The organism is Formosa sediminum (assembly GCF_007197735.1).
In the GTDB taxonomy this organism is placed as follows: domain Bacteria; phylum Bacteroidota; class Bacteroidia; order Flavobacteriales; family Flavobacteriaceae; genus Formosa; species Formosa sediminum.
In genome coordinates this window covers 793,676-808,294 of record NZ_CP041637.1, presented here as the reverse complement: position 1 = coordinate 808,294, position 14,619 = coordinate 793,676, and the positions used below count along the sequence as shown (strand labels likewise).

Below are 14,619 nucleotides of genomic sequence, written 5' to 3'. Positions count from 1 at the left end.
GCGTTTAAAACCAAAAAATCCCGAAAAGTTAATCGGGATTTGTTTACTCTTTTTTGAATATTAATGAGTTAAATAGAATATGCGTTTACTTAAAACGTTATTCTTTCATGGCTTTAATAGCGTCTTTAATTTTGACTTCAAGTTCTTCAAATAATTCCGGATTATCTTTTATCATGATTTTTACAGCATCACGACCTTGTCCTAGTTTAGTATCTTGGTAGCTAAACCACGATCCGCTTTTCTTAACAATATCTAACTCTACAGCTAAGTCTAAAATTTCTCCAACTTTAGATACACCTTCGCCATACATAATATCGAATTCTGCTGTCTTAAATGGTGGAGCTACTTTATTTTTAACCACTTTTACTTTAGTTTTGTTACCCATAACATCACCATTAGTATCTTTAATTTGTGTAGATCTACGGATGTCTAAACGCACAGATGCATAGAATTTTAGAGCATTACCACCTGTGGTAGTTTCTGGGTTTCCAAACATAACACCAATTTTTTCACGCAATTGGTTAATGAAAAACATGGTACAGTTAGTTTTGCTAATAGATCCTGTAAGTTTACGAAGTGCCTGAGACATTAAACGGGCATGTAATCCCATTTTAGAATCTCCCATTTCTCCTTCAATTTCACTTTTTGGTGTTAAAGCAGCAACCGAATCGACAACAACAATATCAATAGCTCCAGAACGCACCAAATTTTCGGCAATTTCTAAGGCTTGTTCTCCGTGGTCTGGCTGAGAAATAATTAAATTATCTATATCTACGCCTAATTTAGCTGCGTAAAATCTATCAAAAGCATGCTCGGCATCAATAAAAGCCGCAATACCACCAGCTTTTTGAGCTTCGGCAATAGCATGTAATGTTAATGTTGTTTTACCAGAAGATTCTGGTCCGTATATTTCTATAACACGTCCTCTTGGGTAACCGCCAACACCTAAAGCTAAATCTAAACCTAAAGATCCGCTTGGTATCGCTTCAATGTCTACCACAGCTTTATCACTCATTTTCATTACAGTACCTTTACCGTAAGTCTTGTCTAGTTTATCTAAAGTAAGCTGTAGTGCTTTTAATTTTGCTTCTTTTTCCTTGCTCATTTAATTGTGTTTTTATACTGAAATAAGAGCTGCTAAAATACTATTTCTTTTGCTCATCTAATAACTTTATTCTGCAACCTTTTGTCAGGTTCAGAATCTACCTAATAAAATAAGTAAAAATATTGGTTGTAAAAAGATAATTGTAAGATTATACGAGTGTATTTTATGTTATTATTGAATAAATGAAGTCCTTTTTCGCTATAAAATTTGTGTTTTACCTAATTAATGTACCTTTGCAAAAATATTTTTTAACCTTAACACATTAGTATAGCATGCAACTGTACAATAAATTAAGTGCTAAAGAACGTGCAGAGTTAATCGAAAAAGCAGGAAAAGATCGATTAACACTCTCTTTTTATCAGTACGCCAAGATTGAAAGTCCTCAATCATTTAGAGATCAATTATTTATTACATGGGACGCTTTAGACGTTCTCGGAAGAATTTATGTCGCTCACGAAGGGATCAATGCGCAATTATCTTTACCAGCAGATCGCTTTAATGAGTTTAAAACGCATTTAGATTCTATTTCATTTTTAAAAGACATTCGATTAAATATTGCTGTAGAGCAGGATAATATGTCGTTTTTAAAATTGAAAGTTAAAGTACGTGATAAAATTGTTGCCGATGGTTTAAACGACGAGACTTTCGACGTTACCAATAAAGGTAGACACGTAGACGCCATTCAGTTTAACGCATTGATAGAAGACGAAAATACCATTCTTGTTGATATGCGTAATCATTACGAGAGTGAAATCGGACATTTTAAAAATGCACGTCGTCCAGATGTCGATACCTTCAGGGAATCGTTACCTATTATTGAAAATGATTTAAAGGAATTTAAAGACGATAAAAAACTAGTGATGTATTGTACTGGTGGGATTCGTTGCGAAAAAGCTAGTGCCTACTTTAAACATAAAGGCTTTAAAAATGTATTTCAGCTAGAAGGCGGAATCATTGAATATACCAGACAAGTAAACGAAAGTAAACTTGAAAATAAATTCTTAGGAAAGAACTTCGTGTTTGACGAACGTCGCTCAGAACGTATAACAGATGATGTTATAGCGTGTTGCCACCAATGTGGTGCACCTGCAGATACACATGTAAACTGTGCTAATGATGCTTGTCATTTACTATTCATTCAATGTGAAAAGTGTAAAGCAGAAATGGACGGTTGTTGTTCTACAAACTGTAAAGAAATTCACAGTTTACCTTACGAAGAGCAAAAAGCACTGCGCAAAGGGCAAGGTAACAGCAATGATATCTTTAAAAAAGGACGCGCAGATCACTTGCCATATAAAAAAGACCTTCGCAACATTTTTGAAACTTTAAATACAGATTCTATTAAAGAATAAGGCTATGCAACATATAGAATTAATGGCGCCTGCAGGAAACTTTGAGTCTCTACAGGCGGCTTTAGATAATGGTGCAAACTCTGTATATTTTGGTGTAGAACAGCTTAATATGCGCGCACGAGCAACGGTAAATTTTACCTTAGACGATCTTCCTGAAATAGCCAAACGTTGCGAAGCTAAAAACGTAAGAACGTATTTAACGCTAAATACAATTATTTACGATCACGATTTATCTATAGTAAAAACGCTTATCAAACAAGCTAAAGCGGCTAATATTACAGCGGTTATTGCTATGGATCAGGCCGTTATTGCTATGGCAAGAGAGTATGGAATGGAAGTTCATATCTCTACCCAAATTAATATCACTAATATAGAAACGGTCAAGTTTTACGCCTTGTTTGCAGATACCATGGTGTTAAGCCGTGAGTTGAGTTTGCGTCAAGTTAAAAAAATTACTGAAGCTATAGCGAAGGAACAAATAAAAGGACCTTCTGGAAAGTTGGTAGAAATAGAGATTTTTGGGCATGGTGCACTGTGTATGGCAGTGTCTGGAAAGTGTTATATGAGTTTGCACTCGGCTAATTCTTCTGCAAATCGCGGGGCGTGTAAACAAAATTGTAGAAAGAAATATACCGTAATAGACCAGGAAACAGGTTTTGAAATGGAATTAGATAACGAGTACATCATGTCGCCTAAAGATTTATGTACTATCGATTTTCTAAACGAAATTATAGATGCTGGAATTACGGTATTAAAAATTGAAGGACGTGGTCGTGCTCCAGAATATGTAGCAAAGGTTATTAAATGTTATCGAGATGCTATAGATAGTGTTGCTAATGGCACCTACAATAAAGAGAAAGTAATTGCTTGGATGCAAGAACTTGAAAAAGTTTACAATCGCGGATTTTGGAGCGGGTATTATTTAGGTCAAAAACTGGGAGAATGGAGTAACGGATCTGGATCTCATGCCACACAAAAGAAAGTCTATATTGGTAAAGGCACGCATTTTTATCCGAAAGCACAAATTGGCGAGTTTAAAATTGAAGCATTCGATGTTTCAGTAGGCGATACCATTTTAGTTACAGGACCAACAACGGGAGCTCAAGAAATGAAGGTGGAAGAGCTTATGACTAATGATAAAAAATCTGAAAAAGGGACTAAAGGCGACTTGGTAACTATACCGCTTAAATTCAGAATTCGTCCTTCAGATAAATTGTATAAAATTGTAGAAAATAAAGTAGAAGCTTAATGGTTATAATAACACTACAACGCAACAAATGTATTGGCTGTAACTATTGTGTAGAATTGGCACCGCAACACTTCCAGATGTCTAAAAAAGATGGTAAAACGGTATTGTTACATGGTCAAGAAAAAAAAGGGTTTTATACATTAAAAAGTAACGATTATACTATCTTAGAGACTTGTAAAAATGCCTCAAAAGCCTGTCCGGTTAAAATTATTAGTGTAAAACATAATTAATTTAAATGAACGTTTATAAACTGTTACAACTTAATAGAAAAATTAAAAGTCATAGAATTAAGTTTCTAGCGCTTTATGTGTTGCATACGTTTAATAAGCGTTTTTAGCGGTAAATTTAGATCCTGTTATGGCTTGTAATTTACGCTGTAAGATGTGTTATTTTACAGATAAAGATTACGTAAAAACTTTAAAAGGGCAGTTTAAAGAGGATGAAATTAATCAAGTAGCGAAAACTATTTTTAATCGGGCGTTAAAGCTTCAAATAGGTTGTGGTACAGAACCAACGTTATATAAAAATTTAGTTAAAATTGTTGAATTGGGTAAAGCCTATGCCGTGTCATATATTTCAATAACTACAAATGCTAATTTGTTAACCAAGTAAAAAATAATAGTACTTTTAGAAGCCGGACTTAATGCCTTTACTTCTGAAAAAAAAATAAAATCCTTGTCTGTGAGATTAAATTATGAAGTTGAGTTGAATTAAAATTTCTTTTTTTCAAGTCTTTAGAATAATCATATCTTTACAAACCAAAGCGAGTTCTAGGTTTGTCCGACTTGCAATAGGAATATGTTTCAATAATTGAGACATAAATTTACTAATCGTCTTCTGATAATCATAGCGTTATCAGAATCTATATATACATAATTTTATGGCTTGTGGTAGTTGTTCAACAGGAAAAGATGGTCAGCCAAAAGGTTGCAAAAGTAACGGTACTTGCGGTACAGACAGTTGTAATAAATTAACAGTTTTTGATTGGCTAGCAAATATGTCGCTTCCCAATGGAGAAGCCCCTTTTGATTGGGTTGAAGTGCGTTTTAAAAACGGACGAAAAGAATATTATAAAAATACCGAAAATTTATCGCTTAGTATAGGCGATATTGTAGCAACTCAAGCTGCAAATGGTCACGATATTGGTATGGTAACACTTACTGGAGAATTGGTAAGAGTACAAATGAAACGTAAAAACATCCCTCTAGATGGGGAAATTGTAAAAATATACAGAAAAGCATCGCAACGCGATATAGATATTTGGTCTGAAGCGCGTGAGAAGGAAGAACCAATGAAAGTTAAAGCTAGACAGTTTGCTATAGACTTAAAGCTGCAGATGAAAATTTCTGATATTGAATACCAAGGCGATGCTAGTAAAGCCACATTCTATTACACTGCCGAAGAACGTGTAGATTTTAGAGAGCTAATTAAAGTGTTTGCTCGCGAATTTAGAACGCGTATCGAGATGAAACAAGTTGGGTTCCGTCAGGAAGCAGCGCGTTTAGGAGGTATCGGGTCTTGTGGTCGTGAGTTGTGTTGTTCTACGTGGTTAACAGATTTTAGATCGGTAAGTACATCTGCTGCCAGATACCAACAATTATCTTTAAATCCGCAGAAATTAGCTGGCCAATGTGGAAAGTTAAAATGTTGTTTAAACTACGAATTAGATACGTATTTAGATGCTTTAAAAGAATTCCCAAAAACCGAAGTAAAACTAAGAACACAAAAGGGTACAGCTGTTTGTCAGAAAACAGATATTTTTAAAGGCCATATGTGGTATGCTTATGAAGGGGAATGGATGAATTGGCATAAAATAACGATTGAACAAGCTAAAGAAATTATTGAGCTCAATAAAAAAAATGAAAAGGTAGCAAGTTTAGAAGAGTATGCTGTAGATTTATTAGAAGATGCAAAAGTAGAGTTTGAAAATGTTGTAGGTCAGGATAGTTTAACACGTTTTGATCAGCCTAAAAAATCGAAACGACGCAGAACTAACAGGGCAAATAAAAATAGTAAAGGAACTAGCAATACAGTAGAAACTAAAGATAATGTTGCGGTTGCTAAACCAGTGGCAAAACGCCAAGTTAAACGTAAACCAGCAAACTCTAATCAGAGCCCTAAAGCGAAACAGAATCCAAATGCTAAGCCAAAAGCGAACCCTAATGCTAAAGGAAATCCAAATGCTACAGAAGGAGGAGCTAAACCAAGGCCAAGTAGAAACAGTCGGAATAGAAATAAGAGAAAACCGCAGAATAAGCAACAGTCTCCTAACCCAAATCAAAACCCAAATACAAAAACAAACCCTAACGTAAAAGCAAAAACAAAAACAAATCCAAATGCTAAGGGAAAACAGAATCCTAATCAAAATCCAAACACGAATTCTGATGCTAAGAAGTAGCACACTTTTATTCATTTTAAGCTTAATGTTTATTGTAACCTCTTGCGATTCTAATCAGGTATTCGATGCATATCAAACTGTTCCAGGATCGTGGAATAAAGACGAAAAAATCACGTTTAATTTTACACCTCCGGATACTACAAATACATATAATCTGTTTGTTAATATTAGAAATGATGAAGCGTATAAATACAGTAATTTATTTTTAATTATAGGATTAGAGTTTCCTCATGGAAAAACCATTACAGATACGTTAGAATATAAAATGGCAAAACCCAATGGAGCATTTTTAGGCGAGGGTTTTAGCAGTATAAAAGAAAATAAGTTATGGTATAAAGAAGGGTTTAGCTTAAATGAATCCGGAACTTATACTGTAAAAATACAACATGCCATGAGAGAAAGTGGCAAGGTTAATGGCATAACAAACCTTGAAGGCATTACAGATGTTGGCTTCAGAATAGAAAACCCATCAACACATTAATTAAATTATGGCAAAAAAGAAAGAACCTGTTAAAGTGCAAAGCCATGCCAAGTATGTACGTATATTTTGGATACTTTTTCTAACTGGCATTATTGCTTTTGTTTTACTGTTTTTATCTGCTTCTGCATTTGGAGATTTACCCGATCATACAGTATTAGAAAACCCTAAAACTAATTTAGCAACAGAAATTATTTCAGCAGATGGAAAAACTTTAGGGAAATTTTATTTTAACGATAATCGTACTCCAGTTGGTTATGAAGATTTATCTAAAAATTTAGTCGATGCATTAATAGCCACAGAAGATGCACGTTTTTATGAACATTCTGGTATTGATGGTCGTGGGACATTAAGAGCTATTGTAAAGATGGGTAAAGGCGGTGGTGCGAGTACTATTTCGCAACAATTAGCAAAATTGCTATTTCATGGCGAAGGGTCTAAAAATTTACCTGAGCGTATGATGCAGAAGGTAAAAGAGTGGATTATAGCCATTCGTTTAGAGCGCCAATACACAAAAGAAGAAATAATTTCTCAATATTTTAATATTTATGACTTTGGTAATAACGGGGATGGAATAAAAAGTGCCTCTAGCATATACTTTGGAAAACAACCTAAAGATTTAGATCTAGAAGAAGCAGCCATGCTTGTAGGGATGTTTAAAAACTCTTCATTATATAACCCAAGACGTAACCCTGAAGGTGTTAAAAATCGTAGGAATGTGGTGTTGGCTCAAATGCAAAAATATGGCTACATTACCGAGCGAGTTAAAGATTCTTTACAAAAAAAAGATCTAGGATTAAATTATACACCAGAGTCTCATAGAGAAGGTATTGCTACTTATTTTAGAGAGTATTTAAAGAAGTTTATGAAAGATTGGATTAATAAAAATCCAAAATCAGATGGCACTAAGTATAATTTATACGGAGACGGATTAAAAGTGTACACTACTATAGATTCGCGCATGCAACAATACGCAGAAGATGCTGTACAGCAACATATGATTAATTTACAGAAAGAATTCGATGTTCAAAATACTCCTGAAAGAAATCCGACTACGCCATTTTTAGGGCTAACTGAAGATGAGGTTAATGGATTAATGAATCGCTCTATGCGTCAGTCAGAACGATGGCGAAAAATGAAATACGAGCTTAAAAAGTCTGATGAAGAAATTATAAAAGCCTTCAATACACCAATCCCTATGACTATCTTTTCTTGGAAAGGAGAAATAGATACTATAATGAAACCTATAGATTCTATGCGTTATTATAAAAAGTTTCTACACCCAGGAATGATGTCCATGGACCCAGAAACAGGACACGTAAAAGCATGGGTTGGAGGGATGAATTATAGACACTTTCAATACGATCACGTAAAGCAAGGTAAGCGTCAAGTAGGATCTACTTTTAAACCTTTTGTGTATGCAACTGCTATAGATCAATTACATTTATCTCCATGCGACGAATTTCCAGATGTACCGTATACTATTGAAGAAGGGCGTTGGGGCAATTTAAAAGATTGGACTCCAGAAAATTCTGGATTAACCTATGGAGGAACAAGAACGCTTAAAAATGCCTTAGCAAATTCTGTAAATACTATTACAGCACGTTTAATGGATAAGGTTGGACCAGCTCATGTTATTGAAATGGCTCATAAATTAGGTGTAACTACAGAAATTCCAGAAGTACCTTCTATAGCATTAGGAACAGTAGATTTAAGTGTTTTTGAAATGGTGGCCGCTTATGCTACGTTTGCAAATAAAGGCGTGTACACAGAACCTGTAATGGTAACAAGTATTGAAGATAAGAATAATACCATTTTATATCAGTTTTCACCAAAAACTAAGGATGTATTAAGTGAAGAGGTGGCCTATGTTACTGTAAAACTTATGGAAGGTGTTACTGAAGGCGGTTCGTCTGGGGGACGTTTAAGAACACAAGGTGCCGAAAAATGGAATAAAATGTATCAGGAAATCATGACTGGATATCCATATAAATTAACAAACCCAATAGCAGGAAAAACAGGAACTACGCAAAACCAAAGTGATGGTTGGTTTATGGGGATGGTGCCTAACTTAGTTACAGGTGTATGGGTTGGAGCTGAAGATAGAGCCGTGCATTTTAGATCTATTACATACGGACAAGGCGCATCTATGGCATTGCCTATTTGGGGGTCTTATATGAAGAGCTGTTATGCAGATGAAGATTTAAACATTTCGACAGCAGAATTTCAAGAACCAGAAGAATTAACAATTCGAGTAGATTGTTCGGAAGCTGGAAATACTGAAGATACAGAACAAATAAAGCCTAATCAAGGCACTATAGACGATTTAGATTTCTAAATCATATAATTAAATATATTTTTAAGACCATCCTAAGATTGTGTAACACTGTCTTAGGATGGTTTTTTTATGTTTAAAATTTAAGTTTAATTGTTTGATAAAGTATATGGTTACGGTTTTTCCGTAATGTAAAGTGTTGTTTTTGAGTAATTTTAGATGAAATGCAGGTTTTTTTATGAATTTTAAAAATGAAAAATCTTTTTTTTTTTTACGTTTGATAAGTTGAAGGAAATTTATTGAGTTTGAAGTCTTAATAAATTTCTGAATACAAGATCGATCATAGCTGGCGCCAGCTTATTTTTTTAAAACTTCAACGATAAAACTTCACGGCTTTTTATGAAGCAAAAAAATCGTATTAATCAACCTGTTTAAAAGTATTACAGGTTTAAAATTTAAAAATTATGAAAAATATATTATATGTTTTTTTTATTAGTTGGAGTACATGGAATTGCAAATAATAACATTATAAAGGTTAATGTTATTAATGATTTTGAAGAAACTGTAATAAATAATAAACAAATGTCAATAGAATTAGAAGAGTTACCTTGTAGTGTACTATATGTAGTTAAAAGGGCAGATGGTTCAGTTATTGGGGAATTTACTATTGAAGCTCCTGATGGTTATGAAGATTGTGGTGGAGTTGTATTTGTTCTTAGGTAGGAAATAATTTAATAACTTGTTGAAAAACTTTCAACAAGTTATTTTTAGAATAAAACTTGTATATGAAAAACATTATAACTTACGTTTTTTTACTAATTTCATCACTTGTACTTGCTCAAAATAAGGCCATGCAAGGCACAGTTGTATATAGTTTAAAACTAAATATCGATTATCCTGCCCAAAATACAGGGACACTTTATTTTTCAGATACTAGATCGTGTTATGTCGCAGGCGAATATACTTCTAGCCATAGTTCAGGCACAAAAGTTATTGACTATGATTTAGACAAAGATGATGATCAGACAAAATATTATGTAAATACAAAAGATAAAACATTGCATACCCAAGAGTCGGTAGACTCTGAAACCTATTTAATTTTTGAAACACTTCCAAAGATAAGTTGGGATATTTCATTTAAAGATCAAGATACTATTTTAGGTCAGTTATGTAATAAGGCAGTGGGTGAATTTAGAGGAAGAAGGTATATCGCTTGGTTCGCGATGGATATTCCTGTACGTTATGGGCCATGGAAATTACAGGGGTTACCAGGCTTAATTTTAAAAATTAAAGATACTGCCAGTAAAGTAGATTTTTTAGCGATTAGTTTGAATCTTGAAAACACTGGGAAGTTAACAAATGATTTACAATTGCCTACAACTAACATTAAACCTATTCAGTTAAAACCATTTATTGACCTTAAGAGAGCATCTGAAGAAGAGTTTGTAAATCGAATTATTGCTAGTATGCCTAGGGATAGAAAAGTAACTAGAAAACATATAGAAAAAAAAGGAGATGGTATGGAACGTATTTTTGAATGGGAAGAAGAAAATGAAACTGAATCGAATTAGTTGTTGTAGAATTTTTAGTTTCTGAAATCACAAAACGAGCCTCAACCTGAATTTGGTTTAGGTTCTCTTAAGAGCAGGTTTAGTAAAGCGTTTCAGGTTTTTAGTCTCCAACCGAGTAATAATTTGTTATAAGATTGTTTCTTTTATAAATGCATATTGTTTTAAATACCTACGCCTAAAACAAATTACTTAATGCCCAAAACCACTTGCAAAAAATTTGCCCAAACCAGTATTATTGCCGTTATGTTGTTGTATTCGTATTTCGGGTATGCCCAAACTACAATTTCTGGAACGGTAACAGATAGTATAGGCGCCTTAGCATCTGTAAATATTTTATTAAAAGATAACAGTAATGCTTTAGTGACTTATGGGTTTTCTAATGTAAATGGATCTTATGCTATAGAAGATATAGATTCTGGTACGTTTGTTTTAGAATTTTCGGCACTAGGCTATCACACCAAAAAACTTCCAATAAATTTAACTGCCGAGAATAAAACGGTTCAATTTAATGTGGTTTTACACGAAAAAGCCATGGCTTTAGATGAGGTTTTTATTGCGGCCGAAAAACCCATTTCTGTACAAAAAGACACCATTAGGTTTAAAACTAAATACTTTACCAACGATACAGAACAAACGGTAGAAGAGTTACTAGAAAACATACCAGGTTTAAATATAGATAGCGATGGTAAAATAAGAGTAGGTAACCAAGAGATTGAAAAAATAATGGTTGATGGCGACGATTTTTTTGAAAAGGGCTATAAAATATTGTCAAAAAATATGCCTGCGTATGTAATTGATGAAGTCGAGGTTTTAAAAAATTACTCGAATAACCATTTACTAAAAGGTGTAGAAGACAGCGATAAGGTGGCTTTAAATTTAAAACTCGATGAAAGTGCAAAACGAATTTGGTTTGGTAACATACAGACCAGTTTAGGTAACGATAATTTTTACGAACTAAAAGGAAACTTAATGAACTTTGGTAAGAAAAATAAATATTACTTTTTAACTAACCTAAACTCGATAGGGAAGGATGCTACAGGCGACATTCAAAATTTAATTAATCCGTTTCGATTAAATGACCCAGGGCATATTGGCGACAACCAAAATGCAAATACACTTATAAATTTGTCGGCAACACAGCTAGATTTTAAAAAAAGCAGAACCAATTTTAACAATGCCGAATTGGTATCTTTAAATGCCATTTTTAATCCGACCGAAAAATTAAAAATTAAAGCACTTGGTTTTTTTAATTGGGATGAAACCAATTTTTATAGAAAAACTACCGATGTTGTTTATGCTAACGGCACCGACTTTATTAATACCGAAGATTATAAACTGAGAAAAAAAGCTAAAACTGCTTTTGGTAAGGTAGATGCAACGTATAATATTTCTGAAACCGAAATGTTGGAAAGTACTACCAAATACAATATAAGTACCTATCAAGACGGTTCTAATTTGGTGTTTAATGGTTTGAATACGACCGAAAATTTAAACGACAAGAACACACGTTTCGATCAGAGTATAAATTACACCAATAAGTTTAAAGATAAACGTGTGCTTTTGCTCACCGGACGACTTATAGACGAAAATACACCACAAAATTATAGTGTAAATCAATTCCTTTTTCAGGATCTTTTTCCAGATGAAAGCACAGCAAATAATGTAAAGCAATACAGTGCAAACCATATGCAATTTGTTGGAGTCAATGCGCATTTACTAGATAAAAAAGAAAATGAAAACCTTTTAGAATTACAACTAGGAAATACCTTTAGAAAAGATAAATTAAATACTACATTTTCATTATATGATGAAAACTTACTATTAGAAAATCCTACAGGTTACCAAAATAGAACCATGTATACGGTAAATGATTTGTATTTAAAAAGTAAATACATTTTAGATTTAAACACATTTAAAATAATTGGAAAATTAGATTTACATCAGCTATTTAATGAATTAGAAAATAATGAACATTCAGATAATCAAAGGCCTTTTTTTGTTAATCCAAGTTTAGGTTTAGATTGGAAGATAAACAACAAAAATAAGGTAACCTCTACCTATTCTTATAACACTACAAATGTTGGGGTTTTAGATGTGTACAGCGATTATGTATTAACCAGTTTTCGTTCGTTTTCTAAAGGAACATCCAGATTTAATCAGTTAGATGCCTCTAGTATTACAGTTAATTATATGTTTGGAAATTGGAGCGATCGTTTTTTTGCAAACACATTTTTTGTGTACACCAAAAATCATGATTTCCTTTCTACACAAAGCATTGTGAAACAAAATTATTCCCAATCAGAAAAAATACGAATTCACGATAGATCCTTCTTTACTATCAGTTCTAAGCTCGATTATTATTTTAAATCCATATCGTCTAACTTAAAACTAGATTTAGGCTATACTAAAAGTGAATTCAAAAACAGTGTAAATAATTCAGAACTACGTAAAGTTACAACTCATAATTACAATTATGGATTAGAACTCCGTTCTGGATTTAAAGGGTTTTTTAATTATCATTTAGGAACTAAATGGACAACATCGAAGATAGAAACTACGATTACAAATTCGTTTACAGATACGGTTAGTTTTTTAGATTTAACGTTTATGTTATCAGAAATAGTTGATGTGCAATTACAGTCTGAGCGGTATTATTTTGGAAGCTTAACCTCAAAAAATGAATATTATTTTTTAGATTTTGAAGCGAATTATCAATTTGTTGAAAGTAAAATAAAAATAGGAGTAACAGGAAAAAATTTATTAAACACAAAACAGTTTAGAAAATATACTGTTAGTGACATTAGTACATCTTCAACCGAATATAGATTGTTGCCAAGATTTATACTTTTAAAATTAGAATATAGGTTTTAAGGAAAATAAATTGGTTGTTTATGCTTAGTGAAGGAATGAGTATAATAACTTATAAATGAGCTAATATTTCTAAATTATTAATTATTCAAGATTTACACCCTTTTACACTGCATTATTAATAAATTTAGTCATGAAATAATTTCGTATTTTTAAGAGTAAGTAAATTCGAAATATCATGATTAAAAAAACAGTACATTCTGTAAAAGACGCTTTTGAAGGCGTTACCAGTAATATGACGTTTATGCTTGGCGGTTTTGGTTTGTGTGGTATACCTGAAAATGCAATTACTGAATTGGTTCGGTTAGAAGTTACAGGGTTAACCTGTATTTCTAATAACGCGGGAGTAGATGATTTTGGTTTAGGATTGTTACTTCAAAAAAAACAAATCAAAAAAATGATATCGTCTTATGTGGGCGAAAATGACGAGTTTGAACGACAAATGCTGAGTGGTGAACTCGATGTAGAGTTAATTCCGCAAGGCACATTAGCCGAACGTTGTCGTGCTGCAAAAGCAGGGTTTCCTGCCATTTATACACCAGCAGGGTATGGAACCGAAGTGGCTGAAGGTAAAGAAACTCGAGAGTTTGATGGTAAAATGTATGTACTAGAACATGCGTTTAAAGCCGATTTTGCTTTTGTAAAAGCGTGGAAAGGAGATGAAGCAGGAAATCTAATATTTAAGGGTACAGCCAGAAATTTTAATCCCGTAATGTGTGGTGCAGCAAAAATTACAGTTGCTGAGGTTGAGGAATTAGTGCCTGTTGGCGAATTAGATCCGAATCAAATTCATGTGCCCGGCATTTTTGTACAACGTATTTTTCAAGGTAAAGGTTATGAGAAGCGTATTGAACAGCGAACGGTGAGGTAATGTAGAAATTAATAAATGTAATAATTATACAATGTAGCGCTGTAATAATCTAATATATTTTAATAAGATTACTAATGAAAAAACCAAATGTCATATTAGAAAAGTAGTAGCGTTTGCTTTGTTGATTATTGAGTATTGTGAAATTTTAGAGACTAATAAAAAATATATAATTGCAAATCAATTATTAAAATCAGGAACCAGTATTGGGGCACATATTCATGAAGCTCAAAATGCAGAAAGTAGAGCCGATTTTATTCATAAATTAAAAATAGCTGCTAAAGAATTAGAGGAAACTAAGTATTGGGTTACCTTATGTGAGCGCTCTAAGCAATATGAAAATCCTGCTGTTTTAAAAGAGCCTTTTAATGAATTAGCATTAATATTATATAAAATTTTGAGTTCTAGCTATAAGAGTAAATAATTGCTACATTATTTCATTTACTAATTATTAC

General features: G+C 33.0%; 13 protein-coding genes. 12 read left to right on the top strand and 1 reads right to left on the bottom strand.

Features of this window, described 5'->3' with window-relative positions; translation table 11 throughout:
- Positions 1-97: 97 nt before the first annotated feature.
- Entirely contained in the window at positions 98-1,105 is a 1,008-nt protein-coding gene (recA, locus tag FNB79_RS03635) for a recombinase RecA (protein WP_143380010.1), read from the bottom strand.
- A 272-nt stretch (positions 1,106-1,377) separates the two neighbouring features.
- Here recA and trhO point away from each other — a divergent pair, with 272 nt between their 5' ends.
- The 12 genes from trhO (at position 1,378) to FNB79_RS03580 (ending at position 14,588) form a co-directional block, all read left to right on the top strand.
- Entirely contained in the window at positions 1,378-2,457 is a 1,080-nt protein-coding gene (trhO, locus tag FNB79_RS03630) for an oxygen-dependent tRNA uridine(34) hydroxylase TrhO (protein WP_143380009.1), read from the top strand.
- A 4-nt stretch (positions 2,458-2,461) separates the two neighbouring features.
- Complete coding sequence (locus FNB79_RS03625) at positions 2,462-3,706, top strand: peptidase U32 family protein (protein ID WP_143380008.1); 1,245 nt, start codon at positions 2,462-2,464, stop codon at positions 3,704-3,706.
- Positions 3,706-3,936 (top strand): ferredoxin, encoded by a 231-nt coding sequence (locus FNB79_RS03620; protein ID WP_143380007.1) that lies wholly within the window; start codon positions 3,706-3,708, stop codon positions 3,934-3,936. Before FNB79_RS03625 ends, FNB79_RS03620 begins: the two co-directional genes overlap by 1 nt.
- A 127-nt stretch (positions 3,937-4,063) precedes the next feature.
- Entirely contained in the window at positions 4,064-4,318 is a 255-nt protein-coding gene (locus FNB79_RS03615; RefSeq protein ID WP_143380006.1) for a radical SAM protein, read from the top strand.
- A 268-nt stretch (positions 4,319-4,586) separates the two neighbouring features.
- Positions 4,587-6,104 (top strand): regulatory iron-sulfur-containing complex subunit RicT, encoded by a 1,518-nt coding sequence (ricT, locus tag FNB79_RS03610; RefSeq protein WP_143380005.1) that lies wholly within the window; start codon positions 4,587-4,589, stop codon positions 6,102-6,104.
- Positions 6,091-6,585: a gliding motility lipoprotein GldH gene (locus FNB79_RS03605; RefSeq protein WP_143380004.1), complete on the top strand. Its 495-nt coding sequence runs from the start codon at positions 6,091-6,093 to the stop codon at positions 6,583-6,585. Before ricT ends, FNB79_RS03605 begins: the two co-directional genes overlap by 14 nt.
- Before the next feature lie 7 nt (positions 6,586-6,592).
- Positions 6,593-8,920: a penicillin-binding protein 1A gene (locus FNB79_RS03600; RefSeq protein ID WP_143380003.1), complete on the top strand. Its 2,328-nt coding sequence runs from the start codon at positions 6,593-6,595 to the stop codon at positions 8,918-8,920.
- 519 nt (positions 8,921-9,439) lie between these two features.
- Positions 9,440-9,580: a hypothetical protein gene (locus FNB79_RS17155; protein ID WP_185967833.1), complete on the top strand. Its 141-nt coding sequence runs from the start codon at positions 9,440-9,442 to the stop codon at positions 9,578-9,580.
- A gap of 62 nt (positions 9,581-9,642) precedes the next feature.
- Positions 9,643-10,428, top strand: a complete 786-nt coding sequence (locus FNB79_RS03595) for a GLPGLI family protein (RefSeq protein ID WP_143380002.1) — start codon at positions 9,643-9,645, stop codon at positions 10,426-10,428.
- Between the two features lie 192 nt (positions 10,429-10,620).
- Positions 10,621-13,299, top strand: coding sequence for a carboxypeptidase-like regulatory domain-containing protein (locus FNB79_RS03590; protein WP_246073326.1), 2,679 nt, complete (start codon positions 10,621-10,623; stop codon positions 13,297-13,299).
- 175 nt (positions 13,300-13,474) lie between these two features.
- Positions 13,475-14,167 (top strand): CoA transferase subunit A, encoded by a 693-nt coding sequence (locus tag FNB79_RS03585; protein ID WP_143380001.1) that lies wholly within the window; start codon positions 13,475-13,477, stop codon positions 14,165-14,167.
- Between the two features lie 118 nt (positions 14,168-14,285).
- Complete coding sequence (locus tag FNB79_RS03580) at positions 14,286-14,588, top strand: four helix bundle protein (protein ID WP_317129211.1); 303 nt, start codon at positions 14,286-14,288, stop codon at positions 14,586-14,588.
- Positions 14,589-14,619 lie beyond the last annotated feature (31 nt).

Coding starts and splice junctions, on each gene's coding strand:
- recA (WP_143380010.1), bottom strand. CDS start 1,105: ATGAGCAAGGAAAAAGAAGCAAAATTAAAAGCACTACAGCTTACTTTA.
- trhO (WP_143380009.1), top strand. CDS start 1,378: ATGCAACTGTACAATAAATTAAGTGCTAAAGAACGTGCAGAGTTAATC.
- FNB79_RS03625 (WP_143380008.1), top strand. CDS start 2,462: ATGCAACATATAGAATTAATGGCGCCTGCAGGAAACTTTGAGTCTCTA.
- FNB79_RS03620 (WP_143380007.1), top strand. CDS start 3,706: ATGGTTATAATAACACTACAACGCAACAAATGTATTGGCTGTAACTAT.
- FNB79_RS03615 (WP_143380006.1), top strand. CDS start 4,064: ATGGCTTGTAATTTACGCTGTAAGATGTGTTATTTTACAGATAAAGAT.
- ricT (WP_143380005.1), top strand. CDS start 4,587: ATGGCTTGTGGTAGTTGTTCAACAGGAAAAGATGGTCAGCCAAAAGGT.
- FNB79_RS03605 (WP_143380004.1), top strand. CDS start 6,091: ATGCTAAGAAGTAGCACACTTTTATTCATTTTAAGCTTAATGTTTATT.
- FNB79_RS03600 (WP_143380003.1), top strand. CDS start 6,593: ATGGCAAAAAAGAAAGAACCTGTTAAAGTGCAAAGCCATGCCAAGTAT.
- FNB79_RS17155 (WP_185967833.1), top strand. CDS start 9,440: ATGTCAATAGAATTAGAAGAGTTACCTTGTAGTGTACTATATGTAGTT.
- FNB79_RS03595 (WP_143380002.1), top strand. CDS start 9,643: ATGAAAAACATTATAACTTACGTTTTTTTACTAATTTCATCACTTGTA.
- FNB79_RS03590 (WP_246073326.1), top strand. CDS start 10,621: ATGCCCAAAACCACTTGCAAAAAATTTGCCCAAACCAGTATTATTGCC.
- FNB79_RS03585 (WP_143380001.1), top strand. CDS start 13,475: ATGATTAAAAAAACAGTACATTCTGTAAAAGACGCTTTTGAAGGCGTT.